The 22,790-nt window shown below is 29.7% G+C and carries 20 protein-coding genes and 2 tRNA genes; 6 read left to right on the top strand and 16 right to left on the bottom strand.

Features of this window, described 5'->3' with window-relative positions:
• Both L8V82_RS03910 and L8V82_RS03905 read left to right on the top strand, forming a co-directional pair.
• Positions 1-591: a hypothetical protein gene (locus tag L8V82_RS03910; RefSeq protein ID WP_263724095.1), complete on the top strand. Its 591-nt coding sequence runs from the start codon at positions 1-3 to the stop codon at positions 589-591.
• Between the two features lie 42 nt (positions 592-633).
• Complete coding sequence (locus L8V82_RS03905) at positions 634-1,155, top strand: flagellar FLiS export co-chaperone (protein ID WP_263724094.1); 522 nt, start codon at positions 634-636, stop codon at positions 1,153-1,155.
• Between the two features lie 31 nt (positions 1,156-1,186).
• Here the strand turns inward: L8V82_RS03905 and L8V82_RS03900 are convergent, their stop codons facing one another.
• The 7 genes from L8V82_RS03900 to L8V82_RS03870 all read right to left on the bottom strand — a co-directional run bounded on the left by L8V82_RS03900 (position 1,187) and on the right by L8V82_RS03870 (position 6,070).
• The gene (locus tag L8V82_RS03900) at positions 1,187-1,726 is read right to left on the bottom strand and encodes a superoxide dismutase family protein (protein WP_263675564.1); all 540 of its coding nucleotides are present in this window, start codon (positions 1,724-1,726) and stop codon (positions 1,187-1,189) included.
• Positions 1,727-1,852: 126 nt separating this feature from the next.
• Positions 1,853-2,110: a zf-TFIIB domain-containing protein gene (locus tag L8V82_RS03895; RefSeq protein ID WP_263724093.1), complete on the bottom strand. Its 258-nt coding sequence runs from the start codon at positions 2,108-2,110 to the stop codon at positions 1,853-1,855.
• 48 nt (positions 2,111-2,158) lie between these two features.
• The gene (ung, locus tag L8V82_RS03890) at positions 2,159-2,848 is read right to left on the bottom strand and encodes a uracil-DNA glycosylase (protein ID WP_263724092.1); all 690 of its coding nucleotides are present in this window, start codon (positions 2,846-2,848) and stop codon (positions 2,159-2,161) included.
• A gap of 8 nt (positions 2,849-2,856) precedes the next feature.
• Complete coding sequence (locus tag L8V82_RS03885; RefSeq protein WP_263724091.1) at positions 2,857-4,164, bottom strand: sensor histidine kinase; 1,308 nt, start codon at positions 4,162-4,164, stop codon at positions 2,857-2,859.
• Complete coding sequence (locus tag L8V82_RS03880) at positions 4,154-4,840, bottom strand: response regulator transcription factor (protein WP_263724089.1); 687 nt, start codon at positions 4,838-4,840, stop codon at positions 4,154-4,156. The genes L8V82_RS03885 and L8V82_RS03880 overlap by 11 nt, the downstream gene beginning before the upstream one ends.
• A gap of 1 nt (position 4,841) precedes the next feature.
• The gene (locus L8V82_RS03875) at positions 4,842-5,255 is read right to left on the bottom strand and encodes a DUF1104 domain-containing protein (protein ID WP_263724088.1); all 414 of its coding nucleotides are present in this window, start codon (positions 5,253-5,255) and stop codon (positions 4,842-4,844) included.
• 62 nt (positions 5,256-5,317) lie between these two features.
• Positions 5,318-6,070 carry an SIMPL domain-containing protein gene (locus tag L8V82_RS03870; RefSeq protein WP_263724087.1) on the bottom strand — a complete coding sequence of 251 codons (753 nt, stop codon included), beginning with the start codon at positions 6,068-6,070 and terminating at the stop codon, positions 5,318-5,320.
• A 75-nt stretch (positions 6,071-6,145) separates the two neighbouring features.
• Between L8V82_RS03870 and mutY the strand changes: the two genes are divergently transcribed.
• Both mutY and L8V82_RS03860 read left to right on the top strand, forming a co-directional pair.
• Positions 6,146-7,189 (top strand): A/G-specific adenine glycosylase, encoded by a 1,044-nt coding sequence (gene mutY / locus L8V82_RS03865; RefSeq protein WP_263724169.1) that lies wholly within the window; start codon positions 6,146-6,148, stop codon positions 7,187-7,189.
• Positions 7,179-8,036 carry a radical SAM/SPASM domain-containing protein gene (locus L8V82_RS03860; RefSeq protein WP_263724086.1) on the top strand — a complete coding sequence of 286 codons (858 nt, stop codon included), beginning with the start codon at positions 7,179-7,181 and terminating at the stop codon, positions 8,034-8,036. Before mutY ends, L8V82_RS03860 begins: the two co-directional genes overlap by 11 nt.
• Here L8V82_RS03860 and L8V82_RS03855 read toward each other — a convergent pair.
• Genes L8V82_RS03855 through L8V82_RS03845 form a run of 3 tightly spaced genes read right to left on the bottom strand, consistent with a single transcriptional unit; the run spans position 8,020 to position 10,862 of the window.
• Positions 8,020-8,892 carry a hypothetical protein gene (locus L8V82_RS03855; protein WP_263724085.1) on the bottom strand — a complete coding sequence of 291 codons (873 nt, stop codon included), beginning with the start codon at positions 8,890-8,892 and terminating at the stop codon, positions 8,020-8,022. The two genes, L8V82_RS03860 and L8V82_RS03855, sit on opposite strands and share 17 nt — an antisense overlap.
• The gene (gene lpoB / locus L8V82_RS03850) at positions 8,886-9,506 is read right to left on the bottom strand and encodes a penicillin-binding protein activator LpoB (protein WP_263724084.1); all 621 of its coding nucleotides are present in this window, start codon (positions 9,504-9,506) and stop codon (positions 8,886-8,888) included. The genes L8V82_RS03855 and lpoB overlap by 7 nt, the downstream gene beginning before the upstream one ends.
• A 9-nt stretch (positions 9,507-9,515) precedes the next feature.
• Positions 9,516-10,862, bottom strand: coding sequence for a hypothetical protein (locus L8V82_RS03845; protein WP_263724082.1), 1,347 nt, complete (start codon positions 10,860-10,862; stop codon positions 9,516-9,518).
• Between the two features lie 52 nt (positions 10,863-10,914).
• On the opposite strand from L8V82_RS03845, the gene L8V82_RS03840 reads away from it, so the two are divergent.
• Positions 10,915-11,002, top strand: a tRNA-Ser gene (locus L8V82_RS03840).
• Here L8V82_RS03840 and L8V82_RS03835 read toward each other — a convergent pair.
• Positions 11,003-11,653 (bottom strand): putative metalloprotease CJM1_0395 family protein, encoded by a 651-nt coding sequence (locus L8V82_RS03835; protein ID WP_263724081.1) that lies wholly within the window; start codon positions 11,651-11,653, stop codon positions 11,003-11,005.
• Positions 11,654-11,779: 126 nt separating this feature from the next.
• Here L8V82_RS03835 and L8V82_RS03830 point away from each other — a divergent pair.
• Positions 11,780-11,856: transfer RNA gene (locus tag L8V82_RS03830), tRNA-Met, on the top strand.
• A 119-nt stretch (positions 11,857-11,975) separates the two neighbouring features.
• On the opposite strand, the gene L8V82_RS03825 is transcribed toward L8V82_RS03830, so the two are convergent.
• The 5 genes from L8V82_RS03825 to L8V82_RS03805 form a co-directional block, all read right to left on the bottom strand.
• A complete protein-coding gene (locus L8V82_RS03825) occupies positions 11,976-17,015 on the bottom strand; it encodes an inverse autotransporter beta domain-containing protein (RefSeq protein ID WP_263724080.1) in 5,040 nt (1,679 codons plus the stop codon).
• A 632-nt stretch (positions 17,016-17,647) separates the two neighbouring features.
• Entirely contained in the window at positions 17,648-18,289 is a 642-nt protein-coding gene (locus tag L8V82_RS03820) for a potassium channel family protein (RefSeq protein ID WP_263675611.1), read from the bottom strand.
• The gene (locus tag L8V82_RS03815) at positions 18,286-19,629 is read right to left on the bottom strand and encodes a TrkH family potassium uptake protein (RefSeq protein WP_263724078.1); all 1,344 of its coding nucleotides are present in this window, start codon (positions 19,627-19,629) and stop codon (positions 18,286-18,288) included. The genes L8V82_RS03820 and L8V82_RS03815 overlap by 4 nt, the downstream gene beginning before the upstream one ends.
• 93 nt (positions 19,630-19,722) lie before the next feature.
• Positions 19,723-21,057 (bottom strand): anaerobic C4-dicarboxylate transporter, encoded by a 1,335-nt coding sequence (locus L8V82_RS03810; protein WP_263664326.1) that lies wholly within the window; start codon positions 21,055-21,057, stop codon positions 19,723-19,725.
• Positions 21,058-21,075: 18 nt separating this feature from the next.
• Positions 21,076-22,488 carry an aspartate ammonia-lyase gene (locus L8V82_RS03805; protein WP_263675606.1) on the bottom strand — a complete coding sequence of 471 codons (1,413 nt, stop codon included), beginning with the start codon at positions 22,486-22,488 and terminating at the stop codon, positions 21,076-21,078.
• Positions 22,489-22,790 lie beyond the last annotated feature (302 nt).

The following is a 22,790-nucleotide window of genomic DNA, read 5'->3' as shown; positions in this document are numbered from 1 at the left end:
ATGAAATTTTTATATATTAGTTTAGTAGCTATTTTTTTTAGTGCTTGTTCTTTGATTAGTCCAAGTCAAACTTTACCTGCAAATAAATATTTTAGTATTAATTTAGAAAAGCTAGAGCAAAGTCAAAATAAAAAAAACGCAACTATTATAGTTTCTTTGCCTAAGGGCTTGGCTTATACTAATGAAATTTTTTATAAAAAAGATCATGTTGTTGATGCTTATGCTTATCATTTTTGGAAAGAAAATCCTGCTTTGATGATTAAAACTTTTTTGGAATTTCATTTGCAAGATTTAGAAGCATTTAAAGCGGTTTTAAACCAAGATAGTCTAGCTAGTGCTGATTATGTTTTAGAAAGCAAAGTAGATGTATTAGAGCAAGATTTTAGCGATGAGATGCATTCTAAAATAAAATTAGGCATTAATTTAAATTTAGTGCAAATAAACCCTAAAAAACTTATAGCAAGTAAGTATTTTTACTATGAAAAAGAATTAAATGATAATAATCCTAAAATTTTAATCCAAAACTATGATGAGGTTTTTTTGCTTTTTGCTAAAGATTTTAGAGTTTGGATAGATCGAAATTTGGAATAAAAAATGCTTTTCTTGTTATAGCAATAACAAGGAAGGTGTATTATGAGAGATGAATTAGAAATCTTACAAAAACATTTAGGACAAGTAGGTTTAAGTATAGATGGTGCGAATTTAAAACACCAAACACAAAAATTTAGTGAAGATATTACCGATGCAAACGATTTTGTTGGTGCTTTACAAATTTTAGATTCTTCGTTGAAAAAAATTTCAAAACTTTTAGAAGATAAAAATTATGAAGATGTGCAAGATAAGGTATTAATTGCAAGCGAAAGTTTGAAAATAGTAGATAATTGCTCATTTTTAGGCAATGCTTTATTTGATAATAATTATAATGTAAATGTAGGCTCAAAGGCTTTTGCTTTTGAAATTTATAACCCTTTAAAAATTTTAGAAACTAGTGATTATGAGGGTATGAAAGCTTATATAGTAGATAAAAGGGAAGAAATAGCTTCTATGCTTAGTGAGCTTGCAGTGGCTATTGCTACTTATAGTCCTAGCCAAAGTTTTGGCGGATCAAGTCATGATTTTATGAATGATTTAGATTTTACTAAGCTTTTTAAATAATACTAAAGGCAAAAAGCCTTTAGTATGTGTTTTATTTAATTACCCCACAAGCCATTCTAGCACCGCCACCGCCAAGTGCTGCAGGATGATCGCTATGATTGTCTCCTCCAAAATGTATCATTAAAGAGTGGTTTTTAAGTTCATTAAGTGTTTTGATTTTTGGCGCTAATACAGGATTAGTTGCTTTACCGTCTTTTTCTACATAAAGTGGTGGTAAATCACCTCTGTGGCCTTTATCATCCCATGGGCTTGAGTGTGCGTCGGTTTTTTCAGGATCCCAGTGACCACCTGCTTTCATACCTAAACCTTTATCAGTTGCTCCACAATCAGCGTTTGCATGAACATGAAAACCATGAATTCCACTTTCTAAACCTTGAAGATTTGGGTAAAATGCTACTCCATAAGGAGTTTGTACTGCTACAACTTCACCTGCGTTTTTGTTGGCATTTTTATCAAGAATTTCCATTTTGATAACTAAATGATCTTTTTGTGCTTTTGGATCAAAATTTTCCAAATTTGCTCCAATTAAAAAACTTGATGCTAGTAAAGAACCTAGAATGATTTTTTTCATTTTCTCTCCTTTTGTTAAAAATTATTTTATTGTAACATATATTATTAATAAAAAGTGTTTTTTTGTAAATAAAAAGAAGATAGAAATAAAAATGAGAGTTTAAGTAAAACTTTTAAGCCTCTTGGCTTAAAAGTCAAATAATTCTCCAAGCCAACTTTCTTTTTTCTTGTATTTATAGCCACTGTTGTGATGATAGTTTGCTTGTTGGTTATAGTTTTGTTGATGAGATGGTTGTGGTACGCTTTGAGAGGTGCTTCTTTCTATGATTTTATCAAGTTCACCACGATCAAGCCAAACACCGCGGCATTTTGGACAATAATCAATCTCAACTCCATTTCTTTCACTCATTAATAAAGCTGTGTTTGCACAAACTGGGCAATTCATATTTATCCTTTATAAAAATTTTCCTAAAGTATATAGGTTTAAAGTAAATTATGAGTTTAAGTTCCAATCAATAGGACTTTTGCCAAGTTTTAATAAAATTTCATTGCTTTTTGAAAAATGTTTGCACCCTAAAAAAGCATTCCTTGCTAGAGGTGAAGGATGTGCTGCTTCTAGGATAAAGTGTTTTTGGGGATTGATTAAAACCTTTTTGTTTTTAGCATAATTTCCCCAAAGCAAAAACACCAAACCTTCTTTTTCATTGCTAAGTTTTGATATAACCGCATCAGTAAATTTTTGCCAACCAAAATGTGCGTGTGAAGCAGGTTTGTTTGCTTCTACACTTAATATAGAGTTTAAAAGTAAAATCCCTTGTTTAGCCCATTTGCTTAAATCACCATGTTTTGCTATAGGGATATTTAAATCATCTTGTAATTCTTTGTAGATATTAAGTAAAGATGGGGGAGTTCTAACTCCCATTGGCACACTAAAGCTTAAACCCATAGCTTGATGAGGATTGTGGTAGGGATCTTGTCCTAAAAGTATGATTTTTAAATCTTGCAAGGGAGCTAGATTAAATGCATTAAAGATTAAATTTGCTGGTGGATATATAGTTTTTCCTTCGTTTAAGGCGTTGATATAATGAGTTTTTATCTCTAAAAAATAAGGTTTTAAAAACTCATCTTTTAAAAATTCTTTCCAAGTTTGTTCCATTTTTATTTTTTCTAAACAAATATCCATTTTTATCCTTACCAAGAAAGTATAAACTCACTTCCTTCATTTTCTTTGCTTAAAACTTTAATATTGATATTGTTTTTATCAGCTATTTGCTTGACTAAGTTTAAACCTATGCCAAAACCCCCTTGGTCTTGATTAAAGCGCTTATAGCGTGTAAAAATTTGAGCTATTTCTTTAGCACTCATTCCTTGACCTTCATCTTTAATGCTAAGTGTTTTTTCTTTTAAGCAAATATAGATTTTTTTATGAGCATCGGTGTATTTTATGGCATTGCTTAAAAGATTATCGATTAAAATTTGCATTTCTTCTTTATTAGCATAAAAGTCTTGCTCTAAAAGATTTTTTTCAATGATGAGATTTTTTTGTGCGATTAAAGTTTCAAAGTATTCTAGTCTTTGCTCTAAAAGCTCTTTTAGGTTGATATCTTCTTTTGTATTTTCTTTTTGCAAGAAAAAATTTAAGGCTATGAGATTTTGATAGATATGGTTTAAATTTTTACTTGCTAGTTTGATATGATTTAGTTTTTTTATATTATTTGGATTTAAATTTGTATCATCAAATTTTTTAATACTAGCTAAAATCACGCTCAAAGGCGTATTAATTTCATGCGTGGTATCTTTGATAAAATCATTAAGTGCTTTAAATTGCTCTTTGATATTTTTAAAGACAAGCAAAATGAGTATATAAGCAACTATAGCAAGTAGTAAAATACATATAAGAGTGTAAAAAATAGTTTTTAATTTTAATTTCCAAAGCTCGTGGGAAAAATCGTTGATATCTAGATTGTTATAATTATCTTTACGGTATTGTTCTTTTTTAAAACCAAGATCATCAGTTTCCATGATGATGTGAATATTTCTGTGTTTTAAAAATTTAAAATAATGTCTAGGTTTTTTCATATCAGTTCTATCTATATAAGCATCTAGATTGCGAATTTTTAAAAATTCTATGAATAGCCTTTTGTTTCTACTATAGATAAAGTCATTTTGTTCTAAGTGTCTTAAAATATTAATAGCGTCAAATGAAAGATTGCTAAAAATTACTTTTTGATCTAAGATAATAGCAAAGGAAGTGTTGAGTTTGTTAGAAATTTCTGCAAAGTTGATTTTTTCTAATGCAATTTGACTATGTTTTGATTCTATAATATTTTGCAAGATGTAATTATGGTGTGTATACATATGAGTTAATTGATTTAAGCGTATATAGCTAGCTTCTTTTTGATAAAAAGTGATAAAAAAAATCGTTAAAAATACACCACTTGTGATGATATAAAGGGCTAGAATTTTAAAAATAGTATTATTAAAATTTTCACTTTTCATTTTCTAGCCTAATGGCATAGCCTATATTTCTTTGATTGATAATAAGATCTTTGCCAAGAATTTTCCTTAAATTTTTTATATAAACTCTAAGGCTCATAATTACAGGCTCTTCATCTAAATTCCAAATTTCATCAAAAATGGTTTCTATGCTTACAAAATGTGGACGTTTTTTTAAAAGTAAGGCTAAGAGTTCTTTTTCTTTGTTGGTAAGATTGATGATTGTTTTATTTTGATAAAGGGTTTTATTAAGCGGATCAAAAGAAATGTTTTTTGAAGAGCTAAGTAAAATCAAATCTTCTTTTTGGTGGCTAAAATTTCTTTTAATGATATTTTTTACACGGATAATTAATTCATCTATATCAAAAGGCTTTTTAATATAATCATCACAACCTGATAAAAATCCTTGTTTTACATCATCAAGCATGGATAAAGAAGTTAAAAATATAGCAGGGGTGTTTTTAGCACTTTCTCTTAATTCTTTTAAAACTTCAAAGCCGTTGCCTTTTGGGACTTTAACATCAAAAATCCAAAGATCAAAATTTTCTTCATAAGCTTTTTCTAGTGCCTCTTGTGCATCATATACACAAGAGACTTTAAAGCCTTCATCGCTTAAGGCTTCATTTATAATTTCATTTAAACTTAAATCATCTTCTAAGAGCAGAATTTTTGCTGCCATTTTATCTCATTGGACAATTTGCATGGTTTTGATGATCCATTTTGTGCATTCTATGTGGATTTTTACCATGTTGATGTAAATTTAATTCTCTTATTTCTTTACCACTCATTTCATCGGTTAAATTTTGCATATCTTCTTGAACGATAGCTCTTCTTTGGTTTCTTTCTTGTATAGAAAGCTTAGAGATGTTTTCGCGTAAATTAGTTTTAAATTGTTGATGAAAAACTTTTGCGTCTTTGTATTTCATCTCATTCATTCTTTTTTTCATTTCTATAACCAAATCAGCTTGATCTTGTGCGCTAACAGTTTTTGCAAGATTTAAAATCTCATCATTGCTTTTTTTGGAAAAATCAGCTCCTAGAGCAAATGAAGCAGCCAAAGAACTTACGATAAATAAACTTATAATTTTTTTCATTGTTTCTCCTTTAAATTAATGATGAGAAATTATAAAAGCTCAAAATAAAGCCAAAATGAAATTTATTGACAAATAAAAAGCACATTAGCTCTTAAATTTTGTTTTTCACTTTTAATAATAGGCAATACAACACTATCTGCACTAGCTGCTAAACTTGGAGCATTGTGTTTGATGTTGCAACTATCAAAATGAATGTTTTTTATCACGCAAGTTTTTGCTAAAGTTTTAGAATAATATTGAGCCTTTTCAAAAGCTTTTTTAAATGCAAGATCATATAAATCTTCTTTATTTGCTTCTAAAATAGCCTCATCAAAACCAGCTTGCAAGGCTTTGGTATTAAAAGAGATAAAAGTATTAGTAGCGCTAATATTTTCTATATCTTTTATAAGATTTTCATAGTCTTTACTTTTATTTTGTGGAATTTGACAAGTAAAATTAGAGTGCAATCTGTATCCATTAAGTGTTTTTACCCCTTGGTAATAATTATAATTTGGCTCTAAAGTATAACTTCCGCCTTTGCAATAATTTTCTTTAGCAATACGATCTGAGATTTCTTTAAATGTTTTTGCAATATGATTTTTTTCTTCACTAGAAACAATGGTTTTTTTACTAAGTTCTTCACTAGCGCTAAAATTTAAAGTAGCATTGAAGATATTTGGCATAATTTCATTGGATACTTCTATATTTCTTGAAAATTCTATATTTTGTTTATTATGATTTTTTAAGCCTAAAAATTCAGTGTTAAAAACCACTCCTAGTACAAATAATACTAAACAAAGTAATCCTAAACCTAAACCTTTTAAAAAACTTTTCATTTTTACTCCTTTTTAAAAATATTTTTTTATTTTAACATAAAGCCTTTAAGAATAGATTGTATAATTTTTTTAAAAATAAAGAAAGTTTTAATGCAAAAAATTCATGAAAATATTTTGAAATGGTATGATCAAAATGGTAGGAAAAGTCTTCCTTGGCGTATTTTGCATGATGAGTGGAAAAAATACGCTAAAGCAGATGATTTAGAAAAATTAAAAAATATTGATATTGCTTATGCTGTTTATGTTAGTGAGATTATGCTTCAGCAAACTCAGGTAAAGAGTGTTTTGCAAAATTATTATTTTCAGTTTTTAGCTAAATTTCCTTCTTTAAAAGCACTTTCTATGGCAAGTGAAGATGAGGTTTTAAAAGCTTGGCAAGGGCTTGGGTATTATACTAGGGCGAGAAATATGCACAAATGCGCAAAAATTTGTGTGCAAAAATTTAATGCAAAATTACCATTTGATATTAAAGAGCTTCAAAAACTTCCTGGTATTGGAGAATATACAGCTGGCGCTATAGCTTGCTTTGGTTTTTTGCAAGCTAAGTCTTTTGTGGATGCAAATATAAAAAGAGTTTTGAGTAGATTTTATAGTTTGCAAAATCCAAGCTCTAAACTTTTAACACAAAAGGCAAGAGAATTTTTAAACTATGATAATGCATTTGATCACAATCAAGCTTTGCTAGATATAGGGGCTTTGGTTTGCTTACCTAAAAATGCAAAATGTGAGCTTTGTCCTTTAGAAAGCTTTTGTAGTGGAAAAAATGAATATGAAAAATTCAATCCAACTAAAAAAATTCAATACGAAAATACTATTTTAAAAATACTTATAGTGCAAAAAAACGAGCAGTTTTTACTCATTAAGAGTCAAGAAAAGTTGTATTTTAATTTATATAATTTTTTAGAATACAAAAACCAAAAAAAAGCAAAATTTATAGGAGAATTTAAGCATTCTTATACCAAGTACAAAATCAATGCTAAGGTATATTTTTTAAAAGATGATGATTTTGAAGACTTTCAAGCTAAAGCTTTTGCTTATAAAGAATTAGAGTATATCACGCTTTCAAAACTTGCTTTAAAGGCATTTGAGCTTTTTAAAAAGAGTGATTATGCATTTTGAGAAAATTTATATAGAATTAAGTGATATTTGTGGGCTAAAATGTGATTTTTGTCCTAGCCAAAAAGCCCAAAGAAGACAAATGAGCCTTGAAAACTTTGAAAAAATTTGCAAAATCGTGCATAATCATGCCAAACTTTTTACTTTCCATGTGCTTGGAGATCCTTTAAGGGTTTTAAATTTAAAAGAATATTTAGAAATAGCTTTAAAATTTAATATGCAAATAGAGCTTACTACGAGTGGGTTTTATTTTAATGATGAGAAGATAAAACTCATTTTAGACTCTAAAAACGTCCGACAAATTAATATTTCCTTAGGTGCTTTTTTATCCCAAAGTAGAATGAGTTTAAAAGAATACTTTGAGCCTATTTTGAAGCTTATTTTTTTATACTTAGAAAATAAAAATAATTCTTTTATCAACCTAAGACTTTGGAATTTAGATAAAAATTTCAACCCACCTTTTGAAAATGAAAAAATCTATGATTTTTTAGAGCAAATTTTTAAAGTAAAAATCCAAAAGCAAAAAGCTAAAAATCGCTTAGAAAGGCATATTATCTTACATCAGGCTAAACTTTTTAAATGGCCTTCTTTGAAAGATGAGGTTGTTAGAGAGAAGGGGTTTTGTCATGCTTTAAATGGGCAAATTGCTATTTTAAGTGATGGAACTTTAGTGCCTTGTTGTTTGGATACTAAAGGGGATATAAAACTAGGAAATTGTTTTGAAAAAGATTTTAATGAGCTTTTAAATTCGTCTTTATATATGGAATTAAAAGAAGGATTTAAGCAAGGAATTTTAAAAGCCGAGCTTTGCAAAAGGTGTGAGTTTTTAGAGGCTAAAAACCTAAATTAACCCCACCTTCATTGTTGATTTGATAGTTTGCGTCTAAACCTTGCTCTGTTTCTTCTTCTTGATCGTCTTTAGAATGTTTAAAAATATCTTCTGTAATTTTTGTAGCAATACCCCTAAGAGCTTTTTGTTTGCTTGAATTGCTTGTAGAACTCATTTTAAACTCTAAAGTATTAGAGGCTTTGATTTGAGTTGTAGCAAATTCTATCAAACGATAATCAATGTTAATATTATAAGTTTGAGTGCTAATTTCATTTTGAGTTTGTTCTATTTTAGGATTTAAAATGAGTAAAAAATCAGCACCTAAAACATTGTAAAGCTTAATGAGTTCATCATCGCTTGCATTTTTTATAAGTAAAGATTTTTCTTGATTATAAAGATCAAGATTTGCTCTATCTAAAATTCTAAATTTTTTACTTTGGAGTAAAACACTTAAAAGTTCTTGTTCAAATTTAGCTGAGAGTTCATCTTTAACTTTGTTGATGATAATTAGCGAACTTTTATCCTCAAGGTTTTTTTCACTATAGAGTTTTTTATAAATTACAACTTTTGCATGAAATTCGTTTTGATTTGTTTGGGTTAAAGATTTAATATCATAGCTATTAAAAACCCCATTACTAACAAAATCAATTTCCTCATCATAGCCTATATTGAAATTTCCATTAAAATTAAACTCAAATTTTTTAAGCTTAACTTGTTTTAAGCCTTCCATTTTCCCAAGAGCTTCATTGATGGCATTTTTTATTGCTTCGCTTCTTGTATTTCCAAAACCCTCGCCATAGCTTTCTTTGTTTAAAGCACTTTGTGCTTGACAAAGACAAAAGAGGGTTAAAAAAAGAATTAGTAGTTTTTTTACCATGTTACACTTTTGCCTTTGCCTGTTTTGTTGATGGTTTTTTCATCTTCCCAAAAGGCTAAGCCACTAGTTAAATCCGTAAGAATTAAATGAAAAAAATATTCGGTTTGAATTTTGCCATTGTAAAGTTTAACAGTATCTTGTCTGATTTTACCAGAAAGTGAGAAATTTGGGGCTAAAAGTGTGCCTTTTTTAGCTATGGAGTTTTGATTAAATTCTTCATTGTCTCTTAAATCTCTTACATCATGAGATAAGCTATCTTTTGCTCCACCTGCTGCCACAGCGGTTGTTAGTATAAATTTGCCAGATTTTCTTAATGCTATGGTAATTTTTGAAGTGAGTTTGTCTGTGTCTATTCTTTGCGGGGTGTCATTGATGATTTTTCCTATGGCAACAACTTTTCTATTAGAGCTATTTAAATTTGCAAAAGCAGAATCACTAAGTAAGCTTTGTATCATATCTTCAGCGGTTTTTTCAAAGTCTTCTCTATCAAGTCCCAAAGTAAGTGCATCGCCTTGAACTTTTTGAGAAGCTTTACCATCAGTGTATTTTGGTTGTGAAGAGCAAGCACTGAAAACTAAAAGCGCAAAAACCATAAAAAATAAACTTTTTTTCATTTTATCTCCTTATTGTTCTTTGATTTTATAAATAATATTTGAATTTGGCGCAAAAGATCTTATAAGCACAATATAATTTTTATCTTTTTCCAACTCATCTTCAAAAATCATTTTTTCTTTATCATCATAAATTTTAACTAAGCCTTCATTTTTTAGCATTAAAATACTAGCACTTTTTGGTAAAGCTTGCCACATTCTAAGATCTGCTTTGTTAATTAAAGCAGTACTAACAGTGCTAATAAATGATAAAAAACCACTTGAATCATTATTAGCTATGGCTAAATTAATTGAAGTTTTAAGCGCACTTGAGGCTAAGGTTTTCATCACCATAGAAGGCAAAAGAGTTTTAAACTCACTTGCTATAATATCATCAAAATAAATTAAATTTTGGGTTTTTTCATCTTGGCTTTGCAAGAATTTATAAGAAGCATTTCTTGATTTTAAATAAGCAAAAGCTACGCTAATATTTGCAAGATTATCATTAAAAACAAATGGCAAAGTAAGATTAAATTCTTCTTTTGTAACACTAAAACCATCTTCATAAATGATAAAAATGTATTTTTGTTGAGGGAAAGTTGTTTTTAAATGAGTGAATTTTTCAAATACTTGAAATTGTTTTTGAAGTTGTTTGTTTTTCACATCGCTTAAGGCTACTTCTTTTAAAAGATCATAAGCTTTAATATAATCTTTGTCAAAAAAGAAAAATAAAGCACTAAGATAGCTAGCATAGATATTAGTATAGTTTTTATTTGCGTTAAATGCACTAAGAAGATTGTCATATTGTTTATAGATAGGGTTTAAATTTTGCTGAAAACTTGTATATATTTTTTTATCTTTTTGAAGTTCTTTTTGGTATTCTTCTTGAGCTTTTTGTATATAATCATAAAAATATTCTTTCATTCTATCTTGTCTGTATAAAGCTCGGTTAAATTCCACTCTTGCGTTTTCAAAATCACCCAAGCTCATATAATTTAAACCTTTGTAAGTATTTAGCATAATCCTTTCATAAAAATAACCTTGATAGTCATTGATGGTATCATTAAGTAAAATTTCACTAAAATTTTTAGTGGCTTTTTGAAGCTCGTTTTGTAAATCTACATCATATTTATAAGCTTCTTCTGCTTTATCAAAAAATGCATTACTTTTTTCATAGTTTTTACAAACTCTTGCTAAAGAGGCTAAATTTAATCCTGTATATATGGTGTCTTTATCTGCGTTTTTTAAAGCTAGGGTATTTTCATCGCATTGTTTGTTTATAAAGGCTTTTTCATAAGATAAATTAACATTAGCATGATTTGAACAAGCACTTAAAAAAAGTAAAATAAAAAAATAAAAACAAGAGTAAAAAAGCTTCATAAATTCCCTTTTTAGTGTAAATTTAAAAAAATAAGTTATAATTTTCATTTTTAGAGAGGTGTCCGAGCGGTCGAAGGAGCACGCCTGGAACGCGTGTGTGGGGCAACTCACCGAGGGTTCGAATCCCTTCCTCTCTGCCACTATGCGCTTTTGTTATACTGACTTCCTATGTAATTTTGTGATGTATTTTGTGTGTATGATTTTATGGCTTTGGAATTTGAATTTGTTTTTTCCTCATTCTCATTTTCGCTTTTTTCATTTTGTGCTTTTAGCTCTTCTGCTTTTATTTTAGCTTGTTCGGCGCGTGCGTCATTTTGCATTTGCATAGCATTAGCCGCTACTTTGTAATCTTGCGGACTAGGATCAGCTGGTGCCATAGCTGCAGCAATTACTTGCATAGCATTTGCTATAGTTTCTTCTGGAGTATTGCCTTTTTGCATTCTTATAGGCACTTCTCCTTCAACTGCATACATTTTATTATCAGGGCCTCTTGTATAACCAAAACTTGCAGCACCGGCTAAAGCTCCACCTGCTGCTTGGTGGGCTGCCTCATGAGCTCTTACTTCTCTGTCGATTTTTTCAAGTTCTCGTACTTGTTTTACTTCCTCGTTGCTTAAGTCTTTACCATTGACTTTTTGAGTTTTTTCATCTTTTTCTTGATCGTTTTTATTTTCTTTTGTTTGCTGTGGATTTTCTTTTTCTGAAATGTTTTCTTTAGCTTGTTCTTTGTCTTTGTTTTGATAAGGATTTTGTGTGTAAAAGGCATTGCTATAACTTGAGCTAATTTGCATTAAAATCCTTTTTTAATATAGTTTTATATTTGTAGCACAAAAAAGTTGAAAAATATATAAAATTTACAAAATAAGTATTTTATGAAATGTTAAGCAAAATAAAGTATAATTTTAACTTCTTTTTATGTCAGGGTAGCTCAGCTGGCTAGAGCGCTGGTCTCATAAGCCGGAGGTCGGGAGTTCAAGTCTCCCCCTTGACACCATCTGGCTTATTTACTCATGAAATCATAGTTTTTTAGTTTGATGATAATCTATCTCCCCCACCCATCCCACCATCAAAATTCAATTAATTTTTTAAACTATATAGTCTTTCGTTTTAAAATCATCCAAAATCATCAAATTTAAAATCAGTCGAATATTCCATTGCATCATCATAACACGAAAAAACAAGATGGACTTTTTTATCATAAATATTAGAAGAAGCAAATATGATATAAGTGTCACCTATCCCACCACCACTTTTAACCGTTAATGCCGGTCCTTCAATTTGTTTGAAGCTTTTTAGAACACATTTTCCTTTTGGGTCTCCATTATAGTTTATTTTTGTCCAAATTCTGTTTGATGTTTCACCAAAACCAGAAGCGGTAACTTCATGTTGAAGTTCTACTGGAGGAAAAACTAGTTCTATAGAAGGTGTTTGAATAGTTGTAAATTCGCCTTCTTGGTATTCATAAGTTATTGTAAAATAAAAAAACCTAGGTTTGGGGTTATTAGTCATAAAATGAATTTTAATACAACCTTCTTCATCTACTTGGGTATCATCATCGACAAAAATACTATTATCACTTGGCTCTACTTTTATTTTAGAATTTGGACGTAACTCAAATATTTGAAAATATTTGCCTGGTTCAGGATATAAGGCTGAATGATAGCGTATCTTGCCATTTGGATCAACAGTAAAAGGAAGATCAAATTCTGGTTTATAAACCGTATCATCAAGATAATGTACTTTTCCTATAAACTTTTGACCTAAAGTAGTAGCGCTAATTAAAATATCATTTTGATAAGGTTCTTTTGTCATTAAGGTAAGTTGAGCTTTTCCATCTTCATTAAACATATCCTCTTTGCCTAAAAGTTGATAATCTCCATTTATTTCCCATTCAACTTTAGAATGTGGTCTTCCATTTTCTATAGCAACAACAATTTCTTCTTTTTTATTTCTTCTGCTTTTTTCTTTGCTAAGATGCATTTCTGGATGATATTTATATAAGTTAAAGTGGTCAATGACATCTTTTTTTCCAGTTCTATCATTATATGTATATCTAAATTCAGCCTTAGGATCTTCCTTTTCAGAATAAACTTGATAGCCAAAAAAATCAGCAGTAAAACAACCTTCTGAGTCTGTTTTGTGTTCTAGTTGTTTTGCCCTTAAATGACTAGGATCTTGATCAAAAACTACCGTAGAATTAGGCCAGAACCCACAAAATTGTATACCATTAACATCGCTTTCATAATCTATAGTGTTCTCTTGTCCTTTAAAACTTGGAGGATTCATCATTTTTGGATTAAGATCATAGTGATCGTAGCGAATAAATACATTTCCATGCAGTAGAAATGGATTAACAGTCGCTGCTGTTATTTTCATGTTAAAATTCTTTTCATATGGAGCTTGTGTTTGAATGTTAATTGTGGCCTCTCCATTATCATTAAAATGATCATCCGCTTGTACTGTAAAATCTCCTTTTTCTGAAAGATCATATTTTATAAGAGATTTAGCTTTTCCTCCTTTTATTTTGCAAGTTACTTGACCTGGCATATTATATATTGCATCTTTATCACAAGTAACTTCTGGCTTATATTCCTTTTTAGATATTTCAAGTGCATTAAAATTTTCTCTTATAGTTTTTGTTTTCATATAGCTAAAATGAAGATTTACATGAGGCACTGAATAATAATCTTCTATATCAACTCCTTTCATTGTTATAATAACTTCACCTTTATTATCAACTTTAAATTTTTCTTGTGCAGGTTTTATCAAATCTGCAAATCCGACAATATCACTAATTTCTGAATTTGGCATCAAGCCTCTTACTATTATGTTAAAATCATCTAAAATGTCAACCATTTTTTCATGTCCTTCAAGACTAGGATAATCTACTTCAGGGGTGTAAACAGTTTCGTAAGAAAATTTTTCACTTAGATTTCTACCCAAGGCATTTACACTAATTACAGGATCAGTTTTAAATGGAGCTTTAGAAGTAATAGTTGCTCTAGCCTTACCATCATCATTAAATACTGTGTCTTGATTGCTTAAAGTAGCATCTCCGCTTATACTCCATTCTACTTTTGAGCCAGGATGGCCTTGTATTAAAGCAACATCTACACTATCATTAGGTATAGCTTTTATGGTAAATGGATATCCCACAATTATTAAATCATATTCATCAAAAACCGAAATAGGCTCTAAGGTTAATTCTGCTTTTTGACTGCCCTTTTGAATATAATTAAACTTGATAGTAATATTTTTAACACTATAATCACTAATACCATCAAATTCTAAAACAGCCTCCCCTCTATCATTAACACTAAAGCTATCTTTTTTTGCTTTTACTCCTTTGCTTCCGCTAATTCCATCAATGACTGAATTTGGTAAAAGATTACTTACTTTAATTTCGTAAGGTTTTTCATACTCAATTAACTTTGCTTCAGCTCTAAATCTTGGATATTCTATTTTAGGGGTGTAAGTTTTAACATCATAAGGCAACTCTTTACCTACCTTTTGGCCTAAAGCATTTATATTAATTACAGGATTAGCTTTAAATGGAGCTTTAGAAGTAATAGTTGCTCTAGCTTCACCATTATCATTAAATACTGCTTCTTGATTGCTTAAGCTAGCATCTCCGCTTATACTCCATTCTATTTTTGAATTAGGTTTACCGTCTTTTAAAGTTACTTCAACATGATCAGGCTTTGGATCTTTTAATAATCTATAATCATCGTTTTCGCTTTCATAGGCATAGATAGTATCTTTGCTAAGATTAATACTTGGGGTATATTGGTGGAGTTTGATTTCTCCGCTTACTTCTTGAGTATTAGCTGCGCTTTGATTATAAGTGGCAATGATTTGTAATTTTTTAATATTAAAATCTTCTACACCTTCAAACACTACCTTGCTCTCACCTTTATCATCAGCTATACTTTCTTTATCATTGCTAATTCTTAAAGTTTTATTGCTTTGTATATCTTTAGCCTTCCATAAAACTTTTGTTTTTGGTATTAAACCTTTAAGTTTTACTTCAAAGTCACTTTTATAATCAATCATTCCTTTTTCAAAGTCTTGATGAGTAATAGGATCTTTTCCAGTAGGAAGCTCCATAGTAGCTGTATAATTTTTGATCTCTAAATCTTTACTTCTTTCTTTTACTAATTCATCACTCATATTCTTAGCAATGATTTTTACTTTTTCATTTCCATTAAGTCCTATGATTTCTACATTGCTCTCACCGTTTTTATCAGCTATTAAATTAAGCTCTTTGGTAGTTTTATCTTTATCAATAAATAAAGCATTATCTCCTTGTATACTCCATTTAACTTTTGTAGAATTAGCTTTTAAGTTTTTATAACTTGCATGAGCTTTTTCTTTATTACCTATAGTGGTTTTATCTAAGATAATATCACTGTCTCCATAAACTGCTATTTGAACAAAGGTTTTTAAAGTCATTCCTAATACATTAGCAATAATTTCAGCCTTTTCTTTATCTTTCATGCTTGTATCAGGCTTATAGATGATGTTTGAAATTCCATCTTTATCGGTTTTATCTGAATTTGGGACTTTTTCCAAACTTCCTTTGCCGTTTAGCTTCCAATTTATATCTAAATCATTTGCTAAATCACTACCATCAAATGTAATTAATGTTTGCTCGTGTCTTTGTATATTAGAAGGTTTGGCAAATACTTTAAAATCTCCTTTTGGAACTATAATGGTAATAGGAAAACTTTCTTGAGCATTGCCTGCTTTTGCAATTAAATTAGTTTGATGGACTCCATAAGCGTGGGCTATTTTAACAAAAACTTTTCCACTATCATTAGTAATATAATGATTCCCATCTTTTAAGATTACACTTTTTTGTTCAGGAGTTATGCTTATAGCAACATTTTTAACTGCTTGGTTTAAACCATTTTTAAGCATAATACAATGAGTATTATCTCCTAAATTTCCACAATAAGAAATATGATAAGCGTTATTAATAGCTTTGTATTCAAGCACCATAGAATAATCTCTATCTATAAAATTAGTTCTAGATCCTTCAATGGTATTACTTATACCTGCTAATTTTGTATCAAAAGCATGTTTAAATCCATCTTTATCTAAAGGTATATTAAAATTCATAGCTATATTTGCGCCTTGTTTGTTACTTTCATTGCTTTGTTTGTAGCTTAATGAAAAGTTTAATGCTGGACAAGGTGAATAAGTAATACCTCCTTCATATACTAAAGGATTTTTTTCTAAATCTTCATAGCAACTTACATTACCAAATGGAGCTACTTTTTCTCCATACCATTTATTCATATTAGCAAAAACAGCCACATTGTTCATAGCAGGGAAAGCATATTTAATACCCATGTCCCAACCATTAGCAGGGCGTTCTAGAAAAGTTATTTCATTGTTAGTATTTTTAAAATCATAACTATCAATCCAATCACTTAATCTTTGATAAATATTAGCATGGAAAGTGAGTGTATCCAACATGCTTTCAAAGCCCAAAGACATTCTTTTATGTTCTCTACTAAAATCATGATCATAAACTAAATTTAACCCTAGCATGATATTACCTGAATTATCTAATGCTAGCGCATTAGGATAATATCTTATACCGCCGCCAAAATGACCTATGATTCTATTGTTATCATATCCACCTATACCGCTTTGTAAAAAATAAGATATTTTTGGATTATCTTTATCTGTAAATGGTATAAGAACTTTAGCCTTTCCATCCAGTGTATTTTTATAGTTTAAATTAAACTCACTGTTGATAGAGTGATTAAGAGAGTGTAAATATTCTTGGATTAAAGTATTAGCTTGTAGGCTTAAATAATTACTTGCTAAATCTCTAACAATCTCATCTCTTTCTTTGCCATCTTTGGCATTGTATGTATTACCTATGGTTTGAATAACACTAATAACCTTATTAGATAATTCTTCATCTTCTTTACTAAGATTAGAATCTTTATTTGGTTTTTCCTCCAATAGCTTTTTAACTCTTGGATCAATATTGCTACGTTTTTTAACATAACTTGCATTATTTTTAGCAGTAGCTGTTTGATTATTCTCAATAACAATTTTATCTTGATTTTTTAAAATCATTATTTGAGAAAAAAGAAAAGTGTGAATGAGCAAAACAAATAAAAGCGTTTTTTTCATATCCTCCCTCCAAAATCCTTTCATAAAGTTTGATTTGTGATGAGAATATGATAACACAAAAAATACAAAAGTGATAAAAAAGTTATAAAAATATTGAAAAATAGACAAAAAACTATCAAATATAATAATTATTTATAAACTATAATCAAAATTACTTTTATTTTTTATTAAAAAAATACATATAGATTTATTATTATTTACATATCATCAAAAATTACTTTTATTTACTTTTTTAAAATAATGTAAAAATAGACTTTGATATCTTTTATATTTATGCTTTGTTGTTTTGTTTAATATATGTGTAGATATGGTAAAATAGTATTTATATAAGAATATAAAGTGTATTTGTTATATTTAGTATATAAATAATAAATACTAAGCTTATATATGGTAATAAATAAAGGGTATAAATGTCTTATTATGCTCTTTAGATAATTAAAACATAGAGTTTTTATATAAATTTGATAATAGTTGTTATAATCTTAAAATAACTTATTAAAAAAATATATTTAATTATAGTTTATGTGTTTTTATAAATTAGGCAATAGGTAAAATAATACATAAAATATTTAATGGAAAATGAAAGGTGATTTAAATATAAGGCTAAAGCTTAAAAATAAGCTTTAGATTTTTTAATATTCGTATTGATTTAGTTCTTCTTGAGTGCCAAGTAGCATTAGTATATCATTTAGATAAGCAGTGGTTTCTAAATTTGGCATAATACTCCAAGTATCGTGCTGTTTATGCGCAATAACTTTTAAATTTTGTCCAATGGATTGCAAAGTTTTTCCTGCTAAATTTTCATCTATTAAAAGTTTTGCTACTTTGATGGTATTAGCTGAAAGATCTATGATTTCAAAATTTGGGTTAGTAATAAGAATTTTAGCCAAACGCTTTGCGGATTCTTTTTCAGGATAGATAACTTTATTAACCCCAAGTTTTGAAAGAATTTGTCCATGTGTAGAAGAATTTGCTTTGGCAATGATATTTTTTACCCCTATTTCTTTTAAAGCCATGAAAGTGAGTATGCTTGATTCTAAATTTTCACCTATACTGAGTATGACAACATCAGCATTTGCATAACCTGCTTCTTTTAAAGCTATAGTATGAGTAGAATCTAAAATATAAGCAAAATCTGCATGATCTTGTAATTCCTTAACCGCTTCTTCATCAATATCTGAAACAATAACTCTTTTACCTTGATCAATAAGCTCTTTTGCTAAAACCGAACCAAACCTTCCAAGTCCTATAATACCATAAGTTTCTTTTTTCATAGTATGATTTTTCCTTTTGGATAATTTAAATATTTTTCTTTTTCTTTAAAAAATATACTAAATAAAAATGCAAGCACACCCACTCTACCACTAAGCATAAGTAAAATGATAATTAACTTACTTTCAGAATTAAAAAGCGCGCTAAGCGATAAAGTCCCACCATCACCTACTGAAACCCCTACTGTAGCAAAAGCTGAACTTGTTTCAAAAAGCAAAGGCAAAAAGCTTTTATCATCTTCGATTAAAGATAAAAGCAATACACAAGTGATGATATATACAATGGAACTTACCGCTATAATGAAAGCTTTATTAATAGTTTCTGTAGGAATTTCAAAGTTAAAAATTCTTGCATTACTATCTTTGATACTCCAGTAAGCATAGATTAACAATACAGCAATAGTAGTTACCTTAATACCCCCAGCAGTTCCACCAGGCGCACCACCTATAATCATAAACAAAGATCCAAAAAATAAACTTGCATCTTTAAAGGTGCTAAGATCAAGAGTGTTAAACCCTGCGGTTCGGTAATTTACCGCTGTAAAATAAGCACTCATAATTTTATCAAAAAGTGAAAATTCTCCTATGCTTTTTGGGTTATGGTATTCAAATAAAAAAACCACTAAGCTTGCAAAAATAATCAATATAATAGTAGAAATTAAAACAAGTTTTGTATGCAGACTTAGACTAGCAAAACGCTTTTTAGAAAAAAAGTATAATTCTAATAATACAAAATACCCCAAGCCTCCAATGATAATCAAAGAGGTGATAATAAAATTAATCCAAAAATCTTCTCTATAAGGCATTAAACCACTTTCAAATATACTAAAACCTGCATTATTAAAAGCAGAAATAGAGTGAAAAATACTAGCCCATAGAGCCTCGCTTAAATTCATATCAAGCTTAAACCTTAGAAATAATAATACCGCACCTATAAGCTCAATAGCAAATACAAAAAATAAAACCTTTTTTAAAAATCCTACAAGCCCATCAGCGCCAGGATAAATCAAGGATTCTCTTAAAAGATTTTTTTCTCCAAAACTCATTTTTTTGCGTACTAAAATATACAAAGCCATAGCTATACTCATATAGCCCAAGCCACCTATTTGAATAAGCAATAAAATAACAAGTTGTCCATAAAAGCTAAAATCTAATGAAGTATTTAATACAATAAGTCCTGTCATACTTACAGCTGAAGCACTAGTAAAAAATGCATCTAAAAAAGATATGGGTTTAGTGTGCATAATAGGAAGCATTAGAATAAAAGTGCCAAAAAGCGCTACTAGAATATAACCTATAAATAAAATTCTTATATTTTTTCTATCTAAAGTTAATTTTGTCATTTTGATTCTTTGAAATTAAAAAAACATTCTACTTAAAATTAGTTAATAAATAAAGAAGAAAACTTTCCACTTTTAAAGTGGAAAGTTAGAGTATTAAAGCATTCCTACTGCTAAGAAACCTAGAGCAACAGCTATAACTATAGCTAATACACCCGGAATAAAGAATGCGTGGTTAAATATGAATTTTCCAATTCTTGTTGTACCTGTATCATCCATTTGAACCGCACCTAATAAAGTAGGGTAAGTTGGAAGAACGAAAAGTGCTGAAACAGCAGCAAAACAAGCAACTAGCATATAAGAATCTGCAGGATTTGTAGCTGAAATTCCTAATGCAGCAATGATAACTGGAACAATAGCTTTTGCAGTAGCTGCCTGAGAGTATAAAAGCATACTAGCAAAGAAGAATGCAACTGCAAGCATAGCTGGAGTTTGTTTAACCCATTCACCTGCTACTTCTTTAATACCTGCCTCATGACCTGCAACGAAAGTATTTCCAAGCCAAGCAACACCAAATACACACACACAAGCTGTCATACCTGATTTAAATACACTTGTATCTAAAATTTTAGCAGGCTCAACTTTACAAAAGATTGTGATTAAAGTTGCAGCAGTTAATAAGAAACTCATAATCGCAGCATCTCTTGGGATAACTACTGGATCAATCCATTTGATATTGTTAGAAATTGCTGTAGCATAAAGAACAACTGCTAATACTGTGAATAAGAAAATAGCAACTGAAAGTTTCGCACCTGGTTTGTCTTCGCTCTGTAAAACATCAGAAGCACTTTTTACAAGACCAGCTTTTAAGCGTTCTTGATATACAGGGTCTTTGCTAAGATCCATTGGAGTGATTAAACTTACAATGAAAGCTGTAATCATACAAGCAGCAAAAGTAGTTACAATCCAAATACCAATTAATGCAGGATAATTCCAACCAAGCGGTTCTAATACACCAGTCATATAAACAACAGCAGCACTAACTGGAGAAGCTGTAATACCAATTTGTGAAGCAACAACCATTAATGAAAGTGGAGCTGATGGTTTAATGTTTTGTGATTTTGCAACATCAATAACAACAGGCATTAATGAAAATACTGCATTACCAGTACCTGCTAAAATAGTAAGTAACCAACCGCAAGCTGGTGCAAGGTAATTGATAAATCTTGGATGTTTACGTAAAATTCTTTCAGTAACTTTTACCATATAATCCAAACCACCTGCTTGTTGCATAGCAGAAATCGCAGCAATAGCTGCAGCGATGATTAAGATAACATCCCAAGGAATATTACCTGGCTTCATACCTAAAACAAGACCTAAAATAACAACACCCAAACCTCCGGCATAGCCTATTGCTATGCCGCCAAGGCGGATACCTATGAATATTGCCCCAAGAAAGACAACAAGTTGTAAAATAATCATAATATCCATGATTTAAACTCCTAAAAACTACGCTTTTCTTTTTTCTGTCATGTGAGGATTTAACATATTTTCTGGTGTTAAAATTCTTTCAATTTCTTCTTTTGGAAGATATCCTCTTTCAAGACAAATATCGCCAACTGCTTTACCAGTTTCTAAAGCTTCTTTAGCAATACTTGCAGATTTTTCATATCCTAAAACAGGGTTAAATGCTGTAACAATACCGATTGAGTTAAGTACAGATTGTTTGCATGCTTCAGGATTTGCTGTTAAGCCTCTTACAGCTTTTTCAGCTAGAGATTTCATTGCATTTTCAAGTAAAACTATAGAGTTGAATAATCCATAAGCAATACCTGGTTCAAATGCATTAAGTTCAAATTCTCCTCTTTCAGAGCAAAGCATGATAGTAACATCATTTCCTATAACTTCATAGCAAGCTTCACCTACTGCTTCGCATATTACTGGATTTACTTTACCTGGCATGATAGAGCTACCTGGTTGCATTTTTGGTAGATTAATTTCGCCTAAACCACATCTTGGGCCTGAATTCATTAATCTTAAGTCATTTGCGATTTTTGATAGTCTTACAGCTGCAGTTTTTAAAGCACCGCTTACATGTACAAAATCAGCTGTATCTTGAGTAGCAGCAATAAAATCTTCAGCTGGTTTAAATTCAACACCAGTAATTTCTTTTAATTTTTTCTCAACCACAAATTTATAATCAGGGTGGCAGTTAATTCCTGTACCAATAGCTGTTGCACCAAGATTTAAATAACTCATTGACTCACGAGCTGCTGTGATTTTTTCAATATCACTTTTAATATAGCTAGCAAAAGCGTTGAAAGTATTTCCTAAAGTTGTAGGAACCGCATCTTCAAGCTCTGTTCTACCCATTTTGATGATATCTTTGTATTCTTTAGCTTTAACTTCTAATTCAGTTTTTAAAAGTTCCATAGCTTTTAAAAGATCAGTAAGTTTTGCATAGGTTGCTACTTTGATTGAACTTGGATAAGTATCATTTGTAGATTGACCTAAGTTTGTATGATCGTTTGGATGAAGGTATTGGTATTCACCTTTTTTGTGCCCCATGCTTTCAAGAGCAATGTTAGTGATAACCTCATTAGTATTCATATTTGTACTAGTACCAGCACCACCTTGGATCATATCTACTACAAATTGATCTAAAAATTCACCAGCAATTAATCTGTCGCAAGCTTTAGCAATAGCATCAGCTTTGTCAGCATCAAGAACTCCAACTTCTTTGTTAGCAAGAGCAGCTGCTTTTTTAACTTGAGCGAAAGCTTTTACAAAATATGGATAATCTTGTAATCTTCTACCACTCATATGGAAGTTTTCTAGTGCTCTAAAAGTTTGCACTCCATAATAAACTTCGTCAGAAATTTCCAACTCACCAATAAAGTCGTGTTCTTTTCTTGTTCCCATGATGTACTCCTTGTGGGTTTTATTTAAGTTTTGTTTATAAACTTAATGAGTATTATATAACAATTTTTTATAAAAGTTTCATAAATTTTTCTAAATTTTTTAAATTTCAATAAAAATATATAAAATAAGCTAGAATATTGATATTCATTTTCTAAATATAAGACATTTTATGGATATTTTTTAGTTTATAGTATTTATTATTATCTTTTATATTTAATTTTAATAATTTTATATTTACTTTTTATATAAGTTTTTAAAGAAATTTCAAAATGGAATCAATTTACCGCAGACAAAGCAGATTT

The sequence above is a fragment of the Campylobacter sp. IFREMER_LSEM_CL2151 genome, assembly GCF_025771725.1.
GTDB lineage: Bacteria > Campylobacterota > Campylobacteria > Campylobacterales > Campylobacteraceae > Campylobacter_D > Campylobacter_D lari_C.
The sequence above is the reverse complement of the archived record's forward strand: the minus strand, read 5'-3'. Positions and strand labels throughout refer to the sequence as shown.

What these genes read in the sequence shown, in the direction of transcription:
- L8V82_RS03910 (WP_263724095.1), top strand. Translation starts at nt 1, where the DNA reads ATGAAATTTTTATATATTAGTTTAGTAGCTATTTTTTTTAGTGCTTGT.
- L8V82_RS03905 (WP_263724094.1), top strand. Translation starts at nt 634, where the DNA reads ATGAGAGATGAATTAGAAATCTTACAAAAACATTTAGGACAAGTAGGT.
- L8V82_RS03900 (WP_263675564.1), bottom strand. Translation starts at nt 1,726, where the DNA reads ATGAAAAAAATCATTCTAGGTTCTTTACTAGCATCAAGTTTTTTAATT.
- L8V82_RS03895 (WP_263724093.1), bottom strand. Translation starts at nt 2,110, where the DNA reads ATGAATTGCCCAGTTTGTGCAAACACAGCTTTATTAATGAGTGAAAGA.
- ung (WP_263724092.1), bottom strand. Translation starts at nt 2,848, where the DNA reads ATGGATATTTGTTTAGAAAAAATAAAAATGGAACAAACTTGGAAAGAA.
- L8V82_RS03885 (WP_263724091.1), bottom strand. Translation starts at nt 4,164, where the DNA reads ATGAAAAGTGAAAATTTTAATAATACTATTTTTAAAATTCTAGCCCTT.
- L8V82_RS03880 (WP_263724089.1), bottom strand. Translation starts at nt 4,840, where the DNA reads ATGGCAGCAAAAATTCTGCTCTTAGAAGATGATTTAAGTTTAAATGAA.
- L8V82_RS03875 (WP_263724088.1), bottom strand. Translation starts at nt 5,255, where the DNA reads ATGAAAAAAATTATAAGTTTATTTATCGTAAGTTCTTTGGCTGCTTCA.
- L8V82_RS03870 (WP_263724087.1), bottom strand. Translation starts at nt 6,070, where the DNA reads ATGAAAAGTTTTTTAAAAGGTTTAGGTTTAGGATTACTTTGTTTAGTA.
- L8V82_RS03860 (WP_263724086.1), top strand. Translation starts at nt 7,179, where the DNA reads ATGCATTTTGAGAAAATTTATATAGAATTAAGTGATATTTGTGGGCTA.
- L8V82_RS03855 (WP_263724085.1), bottom strand. Translation starts at nt 8,892, where the DNA reads ATGGTAAAAAAACTACTAATTCTTTTTTTAACCCTCTTTTGTCTTTGT.
- lpoB (WP_263724084.1), bottom strand. Translation starts at nt 9,506, where the DNA reads ATGAAAAAAAGTTTATTTTTTATGGTTTTTGCGCTTTTAGTTTTCAGT.
- L8V82_RS03845 (WP_263724082.1), bottom strand. Translation starts at nt 10,862, where the DNA reads ATGAAGCTTTTTTACTCTTGTTTTTATTTTTTTATTTTACTTTTTTTA.
- L8V82_RS03835 (WP_263724081.1), bottom strand. Translation starts at nt 11,653, where the DNA reads ATGCAAATTAGCTCAAGTTATAGCAATGCCTTTTACACACAAAATCCT.
- L8V82_RS03825 (WP_263724080.1), bottom strand. Translation starts at nt 17,015, where the DNA reads ATGAAAAAAACGCTTTTATTTGTTTTGCTCATTCACACTTTTCTTTTT.
- L8V82_RS03820 (WP_263675611.1), bottom strand. Translation starts at nt 18,289, where the DNA reads ATGAAAAAAGAAACTTATGGTATTATAGGACTTGGAAGGTTTGGTTCG.
- L8V82_RS03815 (WP_263724078.1), bottom strand. Translation starts at nt 19,629, where the DNA reads ATGACAAAATTAACTTTAGATAGAAAAAATATAAGAATTTTATTTATA.
- L8V82_RS03810 (WP_263664326.1), bottom strand. Translation starts at nt 21,057, where the DNA reads ATGGATATTATGATTATTTTACAACTTGTTGTCTTTCTTGGGGCAATA.
- L8V82_RS03805 (WP_263675606.1), bottom strand. Translation starts at nt 22,488, where the DNA reads ATGGGAACAAGAAAAGAACACGACTTTATTGGTGAGTTGGAAATTTCT.